Genomic DNA, 17011 nt, shown 5'->3' with positions numbered 1-17011 from the left:
GGCATGGGCCGCCTCTACAATAGTCGGATGTCCAGCACCGACATCCGCAGCACGCCCGATTACGCCACCCTCGCCCGCGACATCAAACGCTGGGCGATCGAACTGGGCTTTGCCGAAGCCGGCATCAGCGGCACCGATCTGGGCGAGGACGAGCAGCATCTCGAGCGCTGGCTCGAAGATGGCCATCACGGCGAGATGGAATACATGGCCCGGCACGGCAACCGGCGCGCGCGGCCGGCCGAACTGGAACCCGGCACGCAGCGGGTCATCTCGGTGCGCATGGATTACATCCCGCCTGGCACCGCCAACGCCTGGGGCGTACTGGAGGATGCCGAAGCCGGTTACGTGTCGCGCTACGCGCTGGGCCGCGACTATCACAAGCTGATGCGCAACCGCCTGCAGAAGCTGGCCGAACGTATCCACACCGTGGTCGGCGACTTCGGCTATCGCGCCTATGTGGACTCCGCGCCGGTGCTGGAAAAGGCCTTGGCACGCAACGCGGGGCTGGGCTGGATCGGCAAGCACACCGTGCTGATCAACCGCCGCGCCGGCTCGTATTTCTTTCTTGGCGAGCTGTACACCGACCTGCCGTTGCCGGTCGACGCACCAGCCAGCGCGCACTGCGGCAGTTGCAGCCGCTGCATCGAGATCTGTCCGACACAGGCGATCCTCGGGCCGTACCGGCTGGATGCGAAACGTTGCATCTCCTATCTCACGATCGAGCTCAAGGGCAGCATCCCGGAAGAGTTGCGCGTGCCGATGGGCAACCGCATCTTCGGCTGCGACGACTGCCAGCTGGTGTGTCCGTGGAACAAGTTCGCGCAGGAAACCGCCGAGCCGGATTTCGCGCCACGACATAGCCTCGACGGCGCGAAGCTGGTCGAGCTGTTTGCATGGAGCGAACAGGAATTCCTCAAGCGCACCGAAGGCATGGCGATCCGCCGCACCGGCTACGAAGGCTGGCTGCGCAATATCGCGGTGGCACTGGGCAATGCGCCGCCGTCAACAGGCGTACGCGAATCACTCGAAGCCCGCGTCGATCACCCTTCGGCGATCGTGCGCGAGCATGTGGCGTGGGCGCTGGCGAAGCAGCGGCGCTGAACGCGGCAGGATCAGCTCAGGCCGCGGCCATCTGCTTGGGAATCGAACGGTTGGTGTGCGAGATGCCATTTTTTGCATCGGCATAGACCAGCACCGGCTGATAGTGCTCCAGCTCGGCTTCATTCAACTGCACGAACGCGGCGATGATGATGATGTCGCCCGCCTGGGCGCTGCGCGCGGCACTGCCGTTGACCGAGATGATGCCGGAGCCTTCCTCGGCGCGCAGGGCGTAGGTGACGAAGCGCTGGCCGCTGTTGACGTTCCAGGCGTGGATCTGCTCGTACTCGCGGATACCCGACGCATCCAGCAGCAGACCGTCGATCGCGATCGAGCCTTCGTAGTGCAGCTCGGCGTGGGTCACCGTGGCACGGTGGATCTTGGCCTTGAGCATGTTCAGGTGCATGACGTTCTGTCCCGCAGGGTTCTGCAAAGTCGGCGATTATCGAACCGATGACGCTGCACTGCAACATCAGCGGCCTCGTCCGCGATATGCGGGCGCCTCAGTCGAACAGCAAGTTGTCGATCAGGCGGGTCTGGCCGAGGCGTGCCGCAATCAGGGCGATCAGGCCGTCGCGCTGGCCTTCGGCCGGCTCTGCCAGGTCCTCGGCACGGCGGATTACCGTGTAATCGGGCACAAATCCGGCACGAATCAGGCGTGCGGCGGCGGTCTGCTCGAGTGCCTGCCAGGGATGCCCCTTGCCCAGCAACTCGCGCATCTTCAGCAAGGTGTCGTGGATCAACGGCGCCCGCGCACGCTCGGCGGCGGACAGGTACTGGTTGCGCGAACTCAGCGCCAGGCCGTCATCAGCACGCAAGGTGGGCGCGGCCATTACCATCACCGGCAACGACAGGTCACGCACCATCCGCTCGATCACCTTCAGCTGCTGGAAATCCTTCTGGCCGAACACGGCCAGATCCGGCTGCACCAGGTTGAACAGCTTGCATACCACGGTGGCCACGCCATCGAAATGCCCGGGCCGATGCGCGCCCTCCAGTGTCTCGGTGATTTGCGGCACGCGCAGGCTGACACTGTGTTCGGCCCCGAACGGATAGATCGTCGCCACGTCCGGCGCAAACAGCAGGTCGCAATCCTGCTCGGTCAACGCCGTCTGATCCTGCAACAAGGTGCGCGGATAGCGCTCGAAATCCTCATTCGGGCCGAACTGGGTCGGATTGACGAACACACTGGCGACCACCCGGTCGGTACGCGCCCGCGCCAGCTTGATCAGCGACTGGTGGCCGGCGTGCAGGTTGCCCATGGTCGGCACGAAGCCCACCGTCAGGCCCTTGCTGCGCCAGCCACGAATCGCGGCGCGCAAGGCGGGGGCGTCTTGTACGGTCTGCATGGTGCGTCGACTCGCTGCTCAGTTGAAACAATGCTCGGGTGCCGGGAACACACCGCTGCGCACGTCCGCGGCATATGCCGTGATAGCCGCACCAACAGAGTCGCGCCCGGCCAGAAAATCCTTGCTGAATTTGGGTCGCTTGCCCGGCGTGATGCCGAGCATGTCATGGATCACCAGCACCTGTCCGTCGCAATGCGGGCCGGCGCCGATGCCAATGACTGGAATGGTCAATGCCTCGGTCACGCGTCGACCCAGTTCGACCGGCACGCCCTCCAGCACCAGCAGATCCGCACCAGCCGCCTGCACCGCCAATGCCTCGGCCAGCACGCGATCGGCGGCCGCCTGCTCGCGGCCCTGGATACGGAAACCGCCGAATTTGTGCACCGACTGCGGGGTCAGCCCCAGATGCGCGCAGACAGGAATCGCGCGTGCGGTCAGCGCGGCAATCGCCTCGAGAATATGCGGCGCGGCACCTTCGATCTTCACCATCGCCGCGCCAGCTTCGCCGACCAGCCGTGCGCCGGCTTCCAGCACGTGCGCGAGATCGCGATCGGCCATGAACGGCATGTCGGCGACCAGCAGCGTCGCCGTGAGTCCACGGGCCACCGCGGCGGTGTGATAGACCATGTGATCGAGCGTCACCGGCAGCGTGCTGCGATGTCCCTGCACCACCATGCCGAGCGAGTCGCCGACCAGCGCGATGTCGACCCCGGCCGTCTCCAGTTGCCAGGCGAAACTGGCGTCATAGGCGGTGAGCATGACAATGCGCTGCCCCTGCGTTTTCATCGCATGCAGGCCCGGCACGGTAACCGGCTTGCGTTCGGGGACATTCGCGTTCTGCACGTACACGGCAATTCCTGATGGGATGGCGGGCGCCGATTATGGCTCAAGCAGCCTTACGCAACCGGCAAGATCGAGTTGCATCAGCCGCTCTGCCACCGTGCCGTACCCGGGCAACGGCAATGCCGGCGCGACATCGTGCAAGGGCAGCAGCACGAATGCACGCTCGGCCATGCGCGGGTGCGGCAAGGTCAGCTGCGGATCGTCGAGCTGCACGCCGTCGACGTGCAGCAGGTCCAGATCCAGCGTGCGCGGACCATTGCGCTCGGCGCGCACCCGGCCGGCTTGCTGCTCGATCGCCAGCAGCGCATCCAGCAACGCATGTGGCGACAGCATCGTATCCAGCTGCACCACGGCGTTGACGAACGGCGGCTGCTCCAGCATGCCCCATGGCGGTGTGCGATACAGATGCGAACGCTGCAGCAGATGGGTATCGGGCAGGTTTGCCAGCGCGTCCATCGCGTCGAGCAACTGTTGCTGTGGATTGCCGAGGTTGCTGCCCAGCGCGACGTAAGCCAGCGTCACGCGGAACCCGATTTTCCGCCCGGTTTGCGACGGCGGCGGCGCGGGCGCGGTGGCTTGCCGGCTACCGGCGCCGCCACGACATGGTCACTGGCACTGCTACCACCACCAGCCGGCAGCGCCGCTGCCAGCACATCCTGCGGCAACTGCTGCGCGTGCGCCCACCACTGACCCAGCTCGCGCATCGCCGGCGATTCATCCGCGCGCAACAGCAGGAAGTCGAACGCGGCGCGAAAGCGCGGATGCGTCATCAGGCGGAATACCCGCTTGCGCTGGATCTGCTCGAAACGCGGCTGCAGCGACCAGATCTCTTCCATGGTGAAGGTGAACCGACGCGGGATCGCCACCCGCTGGCACTGCTCGCCGACCACCTGGGCCGAAGCACGTGCCCACGCCTCGGTGCTTTCCTGGCCACGGGCGATCCAGTGATGCGCCACATCGCGCACCTCGCCCCACAACAGCACCGCGAACAGGAACGCCGGGGTGACCGACTTGCCTTCGGCAATGCGTGCATCGGTATTCGCCAGACCGTGCTCGACCAGCGAGCGCAGCGCCTCGTCGCCGCGCTTGAGCGCCCGCGCAGTCGCCGGAAACAGGAATTTCAGCAGACCGCACTGTTCCAGCATGCGGAAACTCTTCAGACCGTTGCCGCTGAGGAACATCTTCAGCGATTCGTCAAACAAGCGTGCCGGTGCGGCATCGGCCAGCAATGGGCCGAGCGTCTCGAACGGTGCCATCGCGGCCGCGTCGATGCGCATATCGAGCTTGGCCGCCAGACGCGCTGCACGCAGCATGCGCACCGGGTCCTCGCGATAACGGGTATCCGGATCGCCGATCAGCCGCAACGCGCGATCCTGCAGATCCTGCATGCCACCGACATAGTCGCGCACCGAAAAATCGCTGATGTCGTAATACATCGCGTTGACGCGGAAGTCGCGGCGGATCGCGTCTTCCTCGATCGTGCCCCAGATGTTGTCGCGCACGATGCGACCGTCGACGATATGCCGGTCGCCCTCGCCGCCTTCTTCGCCGAGGCCGCGGAACGTCGCCACCTCGATGATTTCCGGGCCGAACACCACGTGTGCCAGCCGAAAGCGCCGACCGATCAGGCGGCAGTTGCGGAACAGCTTCTTCACCTCGTCCGGCGTCGCATCGGTGGCGACATCGAAGTCCTTCGGCTGCAGGCCCAGCAGCAGATCACGCACCGCACCGCCGACCAGATAGGCCGCATAACCGGCCTCGTTCAGGCGATACAGCACCCGCAGCGCCGCCTTGCTGACGTTCTTGCGCGAGATGATGTGCTGGTCGCGCGGAATGATCCGCAGCGCTGGCGTCAGGTCGGTCCTTGATTCGAGATTCAAGCGGTCGGAATCCTTGCGGGCGAAGCTGCCCTTGGTTGCAATATATCGCGGCGCGCGGCGCCGCGGATCATCCCGTGGAACGCATGGCACGTGCATCGACGGGGCATGCTCCGAGCAGCGCAGGCCAATGCATGCCAAGCATTGCCGCACGAAACAATTCCGTTATACTAGCGCGCCTCACAGCATAACGCTCCCTTCGTCTAGTGGCCTAGGACACTGCCCTCTCAAGGCGGGAACACGAGTTCGAGTCTCGTAGGGAGCACCATTGCTTTTGCAATCTTCCGTGATTGCTCCGGTCGGGTCGGTTAGCGTCATATTGCAGCTCGGCGCCACTGGCTGGATCAAAAGCGGCCATCCATGGCCGCACTTTTCACAAGAGCCGACGCGCCGATTTACCGGGCCGCCTGGCATACCTCTCACAAGCAGGCCAAAGCCGCCCATGACTTTCGTCGTCATCGACAACTGCATCAAGTGCAAGTACACCGATTGCGTTGAGGTCTGCCCGGTCGACGCCTTCCATGAAGGCCCCAATTTCCTCGTGATCGATCCGGACGAGTGCATTGACTGCACCTTGTGCGAGCCGGAGTGCCCGATCAACGCGATCTATCCGGAAGACGACGTGCCGGCCGGCCAGGAAGCCTTCGTGGCGCTCAACGCCGAACTGGCCAAGGGCTGGCCGGTAATCACTGAGCGCAAGGACAGCCCGACCGACGCCAAGGACTGGGAAGGCAAGCCGGGCAAGCTTGAATTGCTCCAGCGCTGACCCGCCTCCCAGATAGCCAGACAAAAGAACGCCGCCATCAAGGCGGCGTTTCCATTAGAGCCTGCCCAAACCAGCGACGACAGGCTCCATGCTCACTTCGTTGGTTACTTTTTGCCGATGCTCGACTTCAAGGTGTCGATCACCTTCGCCACCGCCGCGATGGAGTCGCTTTGCGCGCGGATTTCGCTGCCGTCCGCACCACTGCTGTTGATACTGATCTGAACCTGATGCGGCGTTCCCACCGTGCTGGCGGAATCGCTCTTGTCACGCCCGAACATGCGTCCAAAGAAACCCTTCTTTTTCTGGCCGGCGGCGGCAGTCACGGCGACCACATAGCTATGCGCCGCATCGTCATGGCTGACCAACTGCCCCAGCGTGCCGCCTGCCAGCGCCTCACCCACCTTGGCGTAGACGCTGTCAACGCTGCCCGCATGCACAAAACCATCGGAAACCTGGCCCATCTGGCCGGCAACACCGCCCACGCTGGCCGTCGCACCGCTGGATGTCGGCTGGTTGGCACCCGGCGGCGGAATCACCAGCGCATCACTGGTCGAAGGACGATCCAGGCTCGGCGGAATCTCCAGCGGCGATTGCTGCTGGGCGGTGTCCCACGCCTTGTGCGAGCGGAACATGCCGCAGCCGGTAAGCAGCAGGCCACTGAGGGCCACAGCCGGCAGGGCCACGAGGAGCGAGGTTTTCTTCATGTAGTCAGATTCCGTGAGTAAGTCAGGCAACCGTCAACCGGCCGCAGTCGCCAAGGATGCCAGACTGGACAGCGCTTGGTGCAATCGGGCGCGATCCGGACCGTCGTTCAGTTCCACCAGCGGCAACCTCGGCAGCGCCAGACCCAGCCCCAGAACGGGCAGACCAGCCTTGACCGCGATCGGGTTTGGCGCACAGTTCAGCGCCTGCACCAACGGATCGAGCGCCGCATGACACCGCTCGGTAGCGACTTGATCGCCACCGGTAGCCGCGTCACACAACGCACGAAATGCCTGCGGCACCAGATTGGCCACCACCGAGATGGTACCGGCCGCACCGGCCAGCATCGCCACACCGGCGCTGCCATCGTCGCCGGACAGATAGACGAAATCCGCGCGCACAAGTTCCGCCAGCGCCGAAATCCGCTCGCGATCGCCACGCGCCTCCTTGAGGCCGATGATCGCCGGATGCTCGCGCAACCCGGCCACCGTCTCCGGCAGCAGGTCGCAACCCGTTCGGGTAGGCACGTTGTACAGCACGACCGGCAGGCCACCGTGCTCGGCCACTTCAAGAAAATGGCGGCGCAAGCCTTCCTGGGTCGGACGCACGTAATACGGCGTCACCACTAGTGCGGCATCAGCTCCCAGCGCCTTGGCGCGACGGGTCAAGGCAACGGTCTTGGCGGTACCGGCTTCACCGGTACCGGCGATCACCGGCACGCGACCGGCCACGTGTTCGACCGCAAATGCCAATAGCCGATCGAACTCGTCGTGCTCCAGCATGTGTGCTTCGCCGGTGGAACCAGCCACCACCAGCGCCTGCGTACCGCCGGCCAACTGATGGTCAAGCAGGCGGCCGAACGCCGACAGGTCGAGCCCCCCATCGGCTGCAAACGGGGTGACCAGCGCGCAGATGCTTCCGCGAATGTTCAAGACTCGATTCCGCTCCAGATCAAGCCCTGCATGTTACTTGCCGCCTTGAGATACGGGCAAGTAAGCTCGATCGGAGTAATCTCGTCGTTTCCGCAGCACGCGGCATGCCGCCACAGGTAGAACCTTTGAAACCCACTTCCGCCTCTTCTCCCGCGGCTGCACGTGCAGGCAACGACAATCAGTTGCTGATCCAGGCACTCACGCCATCGAGCAAGTCGCCGCTGCTGGCACTGGCCAAGCGTATTGCCGACGCCGGCTGCAACCTCTCCGAATCACGCGTGTCGACCATCGGCACAGAAATCTCGCTGATGCTGCTGGCCAGTGGCGCGTGGGACGCGTTGGCCAAGCTGGAAACCGCACTGACCAAACTGGCCCGTGACGAGAGCCTGCGACTGGTGCACTACCGCACCGGCCCGCGCGAAAACAGCTCGCACCTGCTGCCGTACCTGGTGGAAGTGGTGGCGGCCGACCGGCCGGGCATCGTGGCGCGGATCGTGGAGTTCTTCACGCAGCACGAGATCAGTGTGGAGCAGCTTAATTCCACCCGTTATCAGGCGATGCAGACCGGCGCGGAGATGTTCCAGGCCCAGTTCACCATCGGCGTTCCGGCGGAGATCCATATTGCCGCGCTGCGCGACGATTTTCTCGAGCTGTGCGACGGCCTGAATCTGGATGCGATCATGGATCCGGTGAAGTTCTGAGCATCGCGCGAACCGGCGCATCTGACAAGGGCTGTTATCGGCGGGTCTGCACGCGCTAGTCTTGCTCCCAGGACTACCGAGGAACGCTGCATTGCCGTCAGTGTGTCGATCCAATCCGATCGCTTTCTGCGTACCACCCGCAATGCTTGCCGTCAGCCGGTCCCTGAATCCCTCTTTCCACATGCATGCGCAGCGGCCACTCGCTGTGCAGGAGTAGTCATGCCCGAAGTCGGCAAGAAAGTCCTCGCACTCAATGGCGTCATCGGCGATGGCAGCACGCTGAAGCTGGCCACCCTGAAGGGGCAATGGGTGGTGGTGTATTTCTACCCCAAGGACAGCACACCCGGCTGCACCAACGAGGCGAAGGATTTTCGCGACCTGTATCCGGCATTCCGCCAACGCAACGCGCAAGTCATCGGCGTGTCACGCGACTCCGTAAAATCGCATGCCAATTTCGCCACCAAGCAGGAACTGTCGTTTCCACTGGTTTCCGATCCCGATGAGACCTGGTGCCAGGCATTCGACGTGATCCACGAGAAGGTGCTGTACGGAAAACGTCACTTGGGCATCGTGCGCAGCACCTTCCTGATCGACCCCGACGGGAAACTGGTCCATGAGTGGCGCGGCGTGAAAGTACCTGGCCACGCCCAGACCGTGCTCGACAGCATCCCCGCCAAGTGACCATCCCGGCCGTCATGCTTTTTACCGGCGCCGCTTGCCGACATCCTGCCGACGATCCGCACCGACATCACCTCCCCGCGGATCGCCGTACGCCGCGGTTCTTTCATCCACCCACCAGCGAGGACACTTCCGCATGACCGGAAGCAAGCGCATCTACGCTCTCGACACCAACGTCCTGCTGCATGACCCGACCTCGCTGTTCCGCTTCGAGGAACACGACGTCTTCATCCCGATGACCGTGCTGGAGGAACTGGACGAAAAAAAGAAGGGCGCCTCGGAAGTTTCGCGCAACGGCCGCCAGGTCAGCCGCTTTCTCAACGAGCTGGTCGAGCTGGGCAAGCAGCACGACCTTGGCGAAGGACTGGAGCTGAGCAACCCGCAAGGCATCAAGCTCAAGCGCGGCGGCTCCGTCGGACGGTTGTATTTCCAGCACCGCACCAGCAGCAATGGCCACACCAAAGCCGACAACCAGATCCTGTCCGCGGTAATCGAGTTGCGCGACCAGAATCCCGACCGCGCGGTAATCCTGGTCACCAAAGACATCAACCTGCGGATCAAGGCCAGCATCAACGGCATCGTCGCCGAGGATTACGAGAACGATCGCGCGCTCGACGATTTCTCTCTGCTCTACACCGGCTCGACCGAACTGTCCGAGGACTTCTGGGATAAGCATCCGGAAGTGCAGTCATGGACCGAGCGCGGGCGCACGTTCTACAAGGTGGATCGACGCGAGGAAGACGCCTGGTATCCGAACGAGTGCCTGTTCCTGCCCGGCGAAAACGAGATCGAACTGCGCGTGCTGCACATCGACGACACCACCGCCACGCTGGTGCTGCTGGACGACCATTCGCATGCCAACCACCACGTATGGGGCATCGGTGCGCGCAACCGCGAGCAGAACTTCGCGCTCAACGCGTTGATGGACCCGGACGTCGATTTCGTCACCCTGCTTGGCAACGCCGGCACCGGCAAGACCCTGCTGGCCCTCGCCGCCGGCCTGGCGCAGGTGATGGACCAGCAGCGCTACCGCGAGATCATCATGACCCGCGCCACCGTCTCGGTGGGTGAGGACATCGGCTTCCTGCCCGGCACCGAGGAAGAGAAGATGACGCCATGGATGGGCGCGCTGACCGACAACCTCGAGGTGCTCGCCAATCCCGAGGACGGCGGCAGCTGGGGACGTCAGGCGACCAACGACCTGCTCGCCTCGCGCATCAAGATCCGTTCGCTCAACTTCATGCGTGGACGCACCTTCCTGTCGCGTTACCTGATCATCGACGAGGCGCAGAACCTCACCCCGAAGCAGATGAAGACCCTGATCACCCGTGCCGGCCCCGGCACCAAGATCGTCTGCCTCGGCAACGTCGAACAGATCGACACGCCCTACCTCACCGAAACCACCTCCGGTCTCACCTACGCGGTCGATCGCTTCAAGAACTGGGAGCATTCGGCGCACATCACACTGCGACGAGGCGAACGTTCGCGGCTGGCGGATTTCGCGGCAGAGGCGCTTTAAGTCCGACTGCATGCGACGCATACAGCATCCACTGCCGGCTCCGATGCCGGCAGTGGCGCAGGGGTCCAGACCCGCCCGAAACCATTACGTGCATACATACCGAGGCACTGACCGACTCGATCCACTGCATGATTCATGCTGCCTCAGGCCGTGATCAGATAAAGTCTGCTCCATGTCTCTGAACACCTTTGCCTACCGCCATCGCCTTATCGCTAAACAGATCATTGCCGCACTTACCAAGGTGCTGCCGGCCGCAGCCAGCCGCAGACTGCGCGCATTAGCAGAACGCGCCGCGTTCAACATGACCCCGCAATATCAGGGCGAGACACTGCCACCGATCTTTGGCTACTGGTCGAGCCGTTTTCTAGCGCCTGACGCGCATCGCTTGGGCATTGACTCGCCGGAAGCGTTCTTCTTCAATCGTATCCTGCGAAATGCGTCGAATGGCGACACGCCCGTACGCGTACTGAGCGTTGGTGCCGGCGCCTGCAATATGGAGGTGGCTCTGGCCGAACAACTTAAGGCTGCGGGAGTGCAGGCACACATCATCTGTATCGATTTCAACCCGGCTCTGATGCGTCGCGCAGCCATCACAGCACAGGCCCGTCAGGTCAGCGCCTTGATGACATTCGATGCACGCGACTGCAATTTGCCTTTCGAGCTGCCGCCGCAAGATGTCATCATCGTCAACCAATTTTTCCATCACGTCACTGCACTGGAAACATTCTGTCGTTCCTTGCGCGACTCACTGGCGCCACGGGGCACGCTGCTCAGCTCGGACATCATCGGTCGGAACGGCCACCTGTTGTGGCCCGACGTGGAGGCCGAAGTACAGCTGATCTGGGCCGAGCTGCCCACGGCCAAACGGCATGATCGTCACTTCAACGCGATACAGACGCGCTATCGACCGATCAACCACGCCGCCTATTCCAACGAGGGAGTGCGTGCACAGGATATCGTCGGTTGTCTGCTGGCTGAGTTCGATTTCGAACTTTTCTTCAGTTTTGGCGCTGCCATCGTGCCCTTCATCGAGCGACGAGTCGGTTTCAATTTCGATCCGATGCAGGCGGACGATCAAGCACTGATCGATCGTATCCATGCGATTGATGTAGCAGCGTTGTCGGCAGGCCGCTACCCTGCCGCCAACATGATCGCAGCGTTGCGCCACAAGGGCGGTGTCACGCAGTCACCGGTGCATGAACCGATCAGTGCCGAGCAGCATGTGGCCCTGACCGAGCAGCAACGTGCGAAGACTGTGCCAGCTCGTGGATGGCGCCCATCCGCAAGCGAGTAGAATGGCCGCCTGACCACTCTGGCATGGCTGTATTCGTCGACATGATTTTTACCCCTCGCCTCGTCTTGCTCGCTCTGCTCGCGTTCTTCGTGCTGTGCGTGCTGCTGGTACACCTGCGCGGCCGCGTAAGGCTGCGCTTCGATCGCCAGTTGGTCGATCACTCGGCGATCTTTGCGCCGTACAATCTGCTGATGTACGCGTTCTCGGCGGTGCCGGCCAAGCCCATCCTCGATCGCCGCGGCTTTCCGCAGCTGGACCTGCTGCAGGCGAACTGGAAGGTCATTCGCGACGAGGCGACGCACCTGTTCGACGAGGGATATATCCGCGCCGCCGCGAAGAACAATGACGCCAGCTTCAACAGTTTCTTCAAGCAGGGCTGGAAGCGTTTTTATCTGAAGTGGTACGGCGAGCCACTGGCTTCGGCCGAGGCGCTGTGCCCGCAGACAGTGGCGCTGCTGAAGTCGATCCCCAGCGTGAAGGCGGCGATGTTCGCGCTGCTGCCGCCGGGCAGCAAACTCAATCCGCATCGCGACCCGTTCGCCGGCTCGCTGCGCTATCACCTGGGCCTGATCACGCCCAACTCAAGGAATTGCCGCATCTTCGTCGACGGTGAAGAGCACGCATGGGGTGACGGCAAGGACGTGGTGTTCGACGAGACCTATGTGCACTGGGCCGAGAACACCAGCGAGCAGACCCGGGTGATCCTGTTCGCCGATGTCGAGCGACCACTGCGCACGCGCTGGATGAACGCGATCAATCACCGCGTCGGCGCGTTCATGGGCAAAATCACCGCTTCACCGAACACAGATGGCGAGGCGGAGAAGACTGGTTTCATCAACCGCATGTTTGCATTGAGCCAGCGCCGCAAGGGTGCCACCCATGCGTGGAAAGCGGCCTTCAAGAACCGGTACAAGAAGCTTTACAAGGCCTGCAAGTACGCCGGCATCGTGCTGCTGATCTGGCTGATCTTCCTGGCGCCATGGCCGCTCTTCCGCTGAACTGTCACAACGCGTGACCCTCGTGCGTCCTTGATGCGTACCTCGCCGGAGAACGCCATGGATTCGCCAACCGCCCTGTTCCAGCAGCACCGCTCACGCCTGTTCGGACTGGCCTACCGCATGCTCGGCACACCGGCCGATGCCGAGGACGTGCTGCATGACGCCTGGTTGCGCTGGGATGCGCAGGATGTCGACGCACTGGACGACGCCGAGGCGTGGCTGGTCACCGTGACCACCCGACTGTCGCTGGATCGCCTGCGCCGCGCCAAGACCGAGCGCTCGCACTATCCGGGCCCGTGGCTGCCGGAGCCGTTGATCGCCGAATCCGAACAGCCGGAAGCGCAATTGGAACGTGCCGAAAGCCTTACCCTGAGCTTCCTGCTGTTGCTGGAACGGCTGAGCCCCGAGGAGCGCGCCGCCTTCCTGTTGCGCGAGGTATTCGATTACAGCCATGCCGAGACGGCGGCAATGCTCGGCATCGGCGAAGACGCCTGCCGCCAACGCGTTCATCGGGCGAAGCAGCGGTTGCGCGAAGATCGTCCACGCCAGGCGATGCCGAACATCGACATCCAGCGGCGGCTGCTCGAGCGCTTCATGCAGGCGCTGAAGCAACCGGACATGTCCACGCTGCGAGCCCTGTTTGCCGAAGATGCCCTGAGCGTTTCCGACGGCGGCGGCCTGGCGCGAGCCACCCTGCATCCTCTGCACGGCGCCGAGCGGCTGGCCCGGTTGTACATGCAGATTGGGCTGCAGCAGCTTCGGCATGGCGGCGTGCGCCACGAGATCCACCAGCTCAATGGCACGCCGGCTCTGTTCGGCTGGCATGGCGACACGCTGATCTCGGCCAGCTGGATCGACGACGACGGCGAGCACATCACCGCGATTCACTCCTTGCGCCACCCCGGCAAGCTCGCCCGGCTGGCGGCTGTCACGAAATCGGCGGCGTCCACGTCCTTGCATTGAACGGCCAGTACCGGCCGCAAACCGCAAGGAGAACCCCATGCCCCGCTTCAATGTCTACAAACACCCCGAGGCCATCAAGCCGCTGCTCGCCCTGGCCGACTACGTCAAGAACTCGGGCATCGAACAAAGCCTGATCGAGCTGGTGCTGATGCGCGCTTCGCAGCTCAACGGCTGCGCCTACTGCCTCGACATGCACAGCAAGGATGCCCGTGCGGCCGGCGAAACCGAGCAGCGGCTGTACGTGCTGCAGGCCTGGCGCGAGGCACCGTTCTACAGTGCGCGCGAGCGTGCTGCGCTGGCTTGGTGCGAGGCGGTGACCCGGCTCGACCCGATCCATGGCGTACCCGACGAGATCTACGAGGAGGCTCGTGCCCAGTTCAGCGAGGAAGAGCTGATCGACCTCAACATGGCGGTTATCCTGATCAACAGCTGGAACCGCATCGCCATCCCGTCACGTGCGGAGCCGGGCAGCTACAAGCCGGCGAAACACTGAAACCCGAGTTCAACGGTTGTGCCCGTGCCGATGGCGTGCTGGGCTGACGTCCGAGCCGGTCGGATCGCACCCGTACGCCATTCCTGCGCCGTACGATTCCGCCGGATCGGACGATCACCGCCCCCGCACCACCCATGCTGGCCGCCACGACAACTCGACCCGGCGGATCACCATGGCCTTGCGCTTGCTGAAAATCACTCTCGTCTTCCTGCTCGTCCTGCTGCTTGCCGCCGTCGTCTGGATCGGCACCATCGGCAAGGATCTGTTCCGCACTGCCACCGGCTCGGTCAGCCGCTCGCTGTGCACCAGCGCGTTCCTGGCGCGGCTCGACCCGCAGCGGACCTTGACCGAGGAACAACTGCCGCTGATGCGCGGCATCGGCTGGGCGATCCACTACGAGGTCGACCGCGCCAGGCGCGAAGTGCGTACCTCGGTATTTGGCGACTTCAGTGCACGGGCGGTGTACCGCGAAGGGCTCGGCTGCCTGCTTGTGCAGGGCGACGGCGCCGTACCCGAGGCCGCCGGCTTCGAACCCGAGCCGATCGCCAGCACCTGGCCGGCGAACGTGATCGAACCGGCCGACCCGGCGATCCGCCACGCACTCGACCGCGCCTTCGCCGAGCCCGATCCGGCCCACCCGCGACTGACCAAGGCCGTAGTGGTGCTGCACGATGGCCAGCTGATCGCCGAGCGCTACGCCCCCAGCTACGGGCCGGACACGCCGATCTGGGCCCATTCGATATCGAAGTCGATCACCAGCGCACTGATCGGCATTCTGGTGCATCAGGGCAAGCTGCGGCTGGACCAGCCGGCGCCGATCGCTGCGTGGCGCTCGCCGACAGACCCGCACCACGCCGTCACCGTCGACCAGCTGCTGCGCATGGACAGCGGCCTGCCGTTCGACGAAACCGACGGTGCGCTCAGCCCGATGACGCGCATGCTGTACCTCGAACCGGACATGGCCGGCTATGCCGCGAAGATGCCGCTCGCCCACTCACCCGGCACGGCCTGGGGCTACAGCAACCTCAGCTATCTCCTGCTCGGGCGGGCGATCCGCGACACGACCGGCGGCGACGCCGTCGATGCCGCACGCTTCGCGCGTCGCGAACTGTTTGGACCACTGGGCATGCGCGACGCGGTCATCGAGACCGACGCCACCGGCACGCCGATCGGTGCCAGCAACGTCTACGCCTCGGCCCGCGACCTGGCCCGCTTCGGCCAGCTCTACCTCGACGATGGCGTCGTCGACGGCCAGCGCATTCTCCCCGAAGGCTGGGTCAATTACAGCCATTCGCAGACGCTGGACACCGGCTACGGCGCCGGCTTCTGGACCAATCTGGTGAACCACGGCCGCGTGCCGGTGTGGGATGCGCCGTGGGGCATGCCGCAGTTGCCGAAGGACATGTATTACGCGCGTGGCGCGTTCGGGCAGTACGTGGTGATCGTGCCGTCGGAACGGCTGGTGGTGGTGCGCATGGGCATCTCGCTCTACTACGGCGACGATACCGGCGATCTGGTCGCCGCGGTCATCGCCGCCCTGCACCGTCAGGCGCCGGCGCGGCCCTCCGTCGCCGCCATCTTGCGGTAGCCGCTCGGTGTCTCGCCGATCTGCCGCTTGAAGGCGGCGTTGAAGGTGGACTTGGAGGTGAAGCCGCAGTCGTAGGCGATATCGAGGATGGTGCGCGCGTCCTGTCGATCGGCCAGCCGCACGCGCACGGCCTCGACGCGCAACCGGTTGATGTAATCCCAGAACGTGCCGCCGAAGCGCCGATTGATCACCGCCGATACCAGGTACTCTGGATAGCCGCTGCGCTTGGCCACCTGTCCGATGGTGAGCGCCGGTTCACGATAAAGCGCATCGTCACCGCGCATCAGCTGCGACAGGCGCGCCTCCACGGCAGGGAAGCGCGCATCGTCGGAATCTCCTGCGCCAGACGTGGCATCTTCTTCGGCGACCGCTACCGGTTCGCTCGCCACCGGCGACTGGTTCAGGCTGAGCCAGCCCATCACGCAGACCCATGCGGCAACCGCGCCGAACAGCAGGCGGTAGTCGATCCCCGGTACCGTCGCCAGCCACTGGGTCGTGGCAATGATCCAGATGATGACCTGGCAAGCGGCCATCACGTCGATCCAGCGCAGCGACATACGGTCGGCATCCGAGCGCCGCTCGCGCAAGCGGCGACGATAACGATGCACGCGCATCAGCGCAGCCGCCACGTACGACAGGCTGTAGACGAACAAGGGAAGGTCGAACCACGAACCGATGGTTTTTTCGCCCGCTACCCAACGCGCGGACAGCGCCTGCATCTGCGGCTCGCTCAACATCAGCACATGCGCGTTCAGTGCCAGCATCACGCCGAAACCGAGCAGGTGCACGCCATCGCGCAGGCGAAAACCGCGCGCCTCGATCAGCGCTCGCACGTAGAGGTAGAACAGGCTGCCGTAGAGAAACGGAAACAGCGCGACGAAGCGGTACGCCCTGAACCACTCCGGCGACAGCGAATTCCAGTACACCGCCTTGACCAGCAAGTCCACGCCGGTCAGCGCGACCCAGACCGCCAGCACCCGGTTCGCCTCGGGATTGACTGCTCGTCGCCATAGTGCCAACGCCAGCAATGCCGCCTGCACCGCGGCGGCGATGTAGATGAATGCCCACAACGCGTAGGCACTGCTGGGGACGGCATGTGATGGCATCGACGAGTTCCGGCGGTCGCACAATCCTGGCCGGGAGCCTAGCTGCTCGGCCAAGGTTGATCCAACAAAAAAGCCGCGGAAGGACCGCGGCTTTCGTGACGAGC

Annotated in this window: 18 protein-coding genes and 1 tRNA gene; 11 read left to right on the top strand and 8 right to left on the bottom strand. The window is 64.0% G+C overall.

Annotation, left to right across the window (positions count from 1 at the left end; genetic code table 11):
* Nucleotides 1–3 precede the first annotated feature (3 nt).
* Nucleotides 4–1101 carry a tRNA epoxyqueuosine(34) reductase QueG gene (gene queG, locus IE071_RS03155; protein ID WP_189439709.1) on the top strand — a complete coding sequence of 366 codons (1098 nt, stop codon included), beginning with the start codon at nt 4–6 and terminating at the stop codon, nt 1099–1101.
* 16 nt (nt 1102–1117) lie between these two features.
* Here the strand turns inward: queG and panD are convergent, their stop codons facing one another.
* The 5 genes from panD to pcnB form a co-directional block, all read right to left on the bottom strand.
* Complete coding sequence (panD, locus tag IE071_RS03150; protein WP_189439708.1) at nt 1118–1504, bottom strand: aspartate 1-decarboxylase; 387 nt, start codon at nt 1502–1504, stop codon at nt 1118–1120.
* 97 nt (nt 1505–1601) lie between these two features.
* Nucleotides 1602–2447, bottom strand: coding sequence for a pantoate--beta-alanine ligase (gene panC / locus IE071_RS03145; RefSeq protein WP_189439707.1), 846 nt, complete (start codon nt 2445–2447; stop codon nt 1602–1604).
* An 18-nt stretch (nt 2448–2465) separates the two neighbouring features.
* On the bottom strand, nt 2466–3296 hold the full coding sequence (gene panB, locus IE071_RS03140) for a 3-methyl-2-oxobutanoate hydroxymethyltransferase (protein WP_189439706.1): 831 nt from the start codon (nt 3294–3296) through the stop codon (nt 2466–2468).
* A gap of 30 nt (nt 3297–3326) precedes the next feature.
* Nucleotides 3327–3812 (bottom strand): 2-amino-4-hydroxy-6-hydroxymethyldihydropteridine diphosphokinase, encoded by a 486-nt coding sequence (folK, locus tag IE071_RS03135; protein WP_189439705.1) that lies wholly within the window; start codon nt 3810–3812, stop codon nt 3327–3329.
* Nucleotides 3809–5170 (bottom strand): polynucleotide adenylyltransferase PcnB, encoded by a 1362-nt coding sequence (gene pcnB, locus IE071_RS03130; RefSeq protein ID WP_189439704.1) that lies wholly within the window; start codon nt 5168–5170, stop codon nt 3809–3811. Before pcnB ends, folK begins: the two co-directional genes overlap by 4 nt.
* A gap of 189 nt (nt 5171–5359) precedes the next feature.
* On the opposite strand from pcnB, the gene IE071_RS03125 reads away from it, so the two are divergent.
* Together IE071_RS03125 and fdxA are read left to right on the top strand one after the other, a co-directional pair.
* Nucleotides 5360–5435, top strand: a tRNA-Glu gene (locus IE071_RS03125).
* A 174-nt stretch (nt 5436–5609) separates the two neighbouring features.
* The gene (fdxA, locus tag IE071_RS03120; RefSeq protein WP_189439703.1) at nt 5610–5933 is read left to right on the top strand and encodes a ferredoxin FdxA; all 324 of its coding nucleotides are present in this window, start codon (nt 5610–5612) and stop codon (nt 5931–5933) included.
* Nucleotides 5934–6037: 104 nt separating this feature from the next.
* Here fdxA and IE071_RS03115 read toward each other — a convergent pair whose 3' ends face one another.
* Together IE071_RS03115 and dapA are read right to left on the bottom strand one after the other, a co-directional pair.
* Nucleotides 6038–6637, bottom strand: coding sequence for a hypothetical protein (locus tag IE071_RS03115; protein ID WP_189439702.1), 600 nt, complete (start codon nt 6635–6637; stop codon nt 6038–6040).
* Nucleotides 6638–6670: 33 nt separating this feature from the next.
* Entirely contained in the window at nt 6671–7567 is an 897-nt protein-coding gene (dapA, locus tag IE071_RS03110; protein ID WP_189439701.1) for a 4-hydroxy-tetrahydrodipicolinate synthase, read from the bottom strand.
* Nucleotides 7568–7671: 104 nt separating this feature from the next.
* On the opposite strand from dapA, the gene IE071_RS03105 reads away from it, so the two are divergent.
* From IE071_RS03105 to IE071_RS03070, 8 genes are all read left to right on the top strand, one after another.
* Entirely contained in the window at nt 7672–8268 is a 597-nt protein-coding gene (locus tag IE071_RS03105; protein ID WP_425503418.1) for a glycine cleavage system transcriptional repressor, read from the top strand.
* A 219-nt stretch (nt 8269–8487) separates the two neighbouring features.
* Nucleotides 8488–8949, top strand: a complete 462-nt coding sequence (locus IE071_RS03100; RefSeq protein WP_189439700.1) for a peroxiredoxin — start codon at nt 8488–8490, stop codon at nt 8947–8949.
* A 133-nt stretch (nt 8950–9082) separates the two neighbouring features.
* Entirely contained in the window at nt 9083–10465 is a 1383-nt protein-coding gene (locus IE071_RS03095; protein WP_189439699.1) for a PhoH family protein, read from the top strand.
* A 172-nt stretch (nt 10466–10637) separates the two neighbouring features.
* Complete coding sequence (locus IE071_RS03090) at nt 10638–11759, top strand: class I SAM-dependent methyltransferase (RefSeq protein WP_189439698.1); 1122 nt, start codon at nt 10638–10640, stop codon at nt 11757–11759.
* A gap of 41 nt (nt 11760–11800) precedes the next feature.
* Nucleotides 11801–12757, top strand: a complete 957-nt coding sequence (locus IE071_RS03085; RefSeq protein WP_189440868.1) for an aspartyl/asparaginyl beta-hydroxylase domain-containing protein — start codon at nt 11801–11803, stop codon at nt 12755–12757.
* A 57-nt stretch (nt 12758–12814) separates the two neighbouring features.
* On the top strand, nt 12815–13720 hold the full coding sequence (sigJ, locus tag IE071_RS03080) for an RNA polymerase sigma factor SigJ (protein ID WP_189439697.1): 906 nt from the start codon (nt 12815–12817) through the stop codon (nt 13718–13720).
* Between the two features lie 37 nt (nt 13721–13757).
* A complete protein-coding gene (locus IE071_RS03075; protein ID WP_189439696.1) occupies nt 13758–14213 on the top strand; it encodes a carboxymuconolactone decarboxylase family protein in 456 nt (151 codons plus the stop codon).
* A 172-nt stretch (nt 14214–14385) separates the two neighbouring features.
* Nucleotides 14386–15801: a serine hydrolase domain-containing protein gene (locus tag IE071_RS03070; protein WP_189439695.1), complete on the top strand. Its 1416-nt coding sequence runs from the start codon at nt 14386–14388 to the stop codon at nt 15799–15801.
* Here IE071_RS03070 and IE071_RS03065 read toward each other — a convergent pair.
* A complete protein-coding gene (locus tag IE071_RS03065; RefSeq protein WP_189439694.1) occupies nt 15759–16907 on the bottom strand; it encodes a helix-turn-helix domain-containing protein in 1149 nt (382 codons plus the stop codon). The genes IE071_RS03070 and IE071_RS03065 overlap by 43 nt on opposite strands.
* Nucleotides 16908–17011 lie beyond the last annotated feature (104 nt).

The organism is Rhodanobacter panaciterrae, assembly GCF_014651895.1.
Lineage (GTDB): Bacteria > Pseudomonadota > Gammaproteobacteria > Xanthomonadales > Rhodanobacteraceae > Rhodanobacter > Rhodanobacter panaciterrae.
This window is presented reverse-complemented; position numbering and strand designations above follow the sequence as displayed.

What these genes read in the sequence shown, in the direction of transcription:
- IE071_RS03070 (WP_189439695.1), top strand. Translation starts at nt 14,386, where the DNA reads ATGGCCTTGCGCTTGCTGAAAATCACTCTCGTCTTCCTGCTCGTCCTG.
- panC (WP_189439707.1), bottom strand. Translation starts at nt 2,447, where the DNA reads ATGCAGACCGTACAAGACGCCCCCGCCTTGCGCGCCGCGATTCGTGGC.
- panD (WP_189439708.1), bottom strand. Translation starts at nt 1,504, where the DNA reads ATGCACCTGAACATGCTCAAGGCCAAGATCCACCGTGCCACGGTGACC.
- queG (WP_189439709.1), top strand. Translation starts at nt 4, where the DNA reads ATGGGCCGCCTCTACAATAGTCGGATGTCCAGCACCGACATCCGCAGC.
- IE071_RS03115 (WP_189439702.1), bottom strand. Translation starts at nt 6,637, where the DNA reads ATGAAGAAAACCTCGCTCCTCGTGGCCCTGCCGGCTGTGGCCCTCAGT.
- IE071_RS03075 (WP_189439696.1), top strand. Translation starts at nt 13,758, where the DNA reads ATGCCCCGCTTCAATGTCTACAAACACCCCGAGGCCATCAAGCCGCTG.
- IE071_RS03100 (WP_189439700.1), top strand. Translation starts at nt 8,488, where the DNA reads ATGCCCGAAGTCGGCAAGAAAGTCCTCGCACTCAATGGCGTCATCGGC.
- IE071_RS03095 (WP_189439699.1), top strand. Translation starts at nt 9,083, where the DNA reads ATGACCGGAAGCAAGCGCATCTACGCTCTCGACACCAACGTCCTGCTG.
- IE071_RS03085 (WP_189440868.1), top strand. Translation starts at nt 11,801, where the DNA reads ATGATTTTTACCCCTCGCCTCGTCTTGCTCGCTCTGCTCGCGTTCTTC.
- IE071_RS03090 (WP_189439698.1), top strand. Translation starts at nt 10,638, where the DNA reads ATGTCTCTGAACACCTTTGCCTACCGCCATCGCCTTATCGCTAAACAG.
- sigJ (WP_189439697.1), top strand. Translation starts at nt 12,815, where the DNA reads ATGGATTCGCCAACCGCCCTGTTCCAGCAGCACCGCTCACGCCTGTTC.
- fdxA (WP_189439703.1), top strand. Translation starts at nt 5,610, where the DNA reads ATGACTTTCGTCGTCATCGACAACTGCATCAAGTGCAAGTACACCGAT.
- IE071_RS03065 (WP_189439694.1), bottom strand. Translation starts at nt 16,907, where the DNA reads ATGCCATCACATGCCGTCCCCAGCAGTGCCTACGCGTTGTGGGCATTC.
- IE071_RS03105 (WP_425503418.1), top strand. Translation starts at nt 7,672, where the DNA reads ATGCCGCCACAGGTAGAACCTTTGAAACCCACTTCCGCCTCTTCTCCC.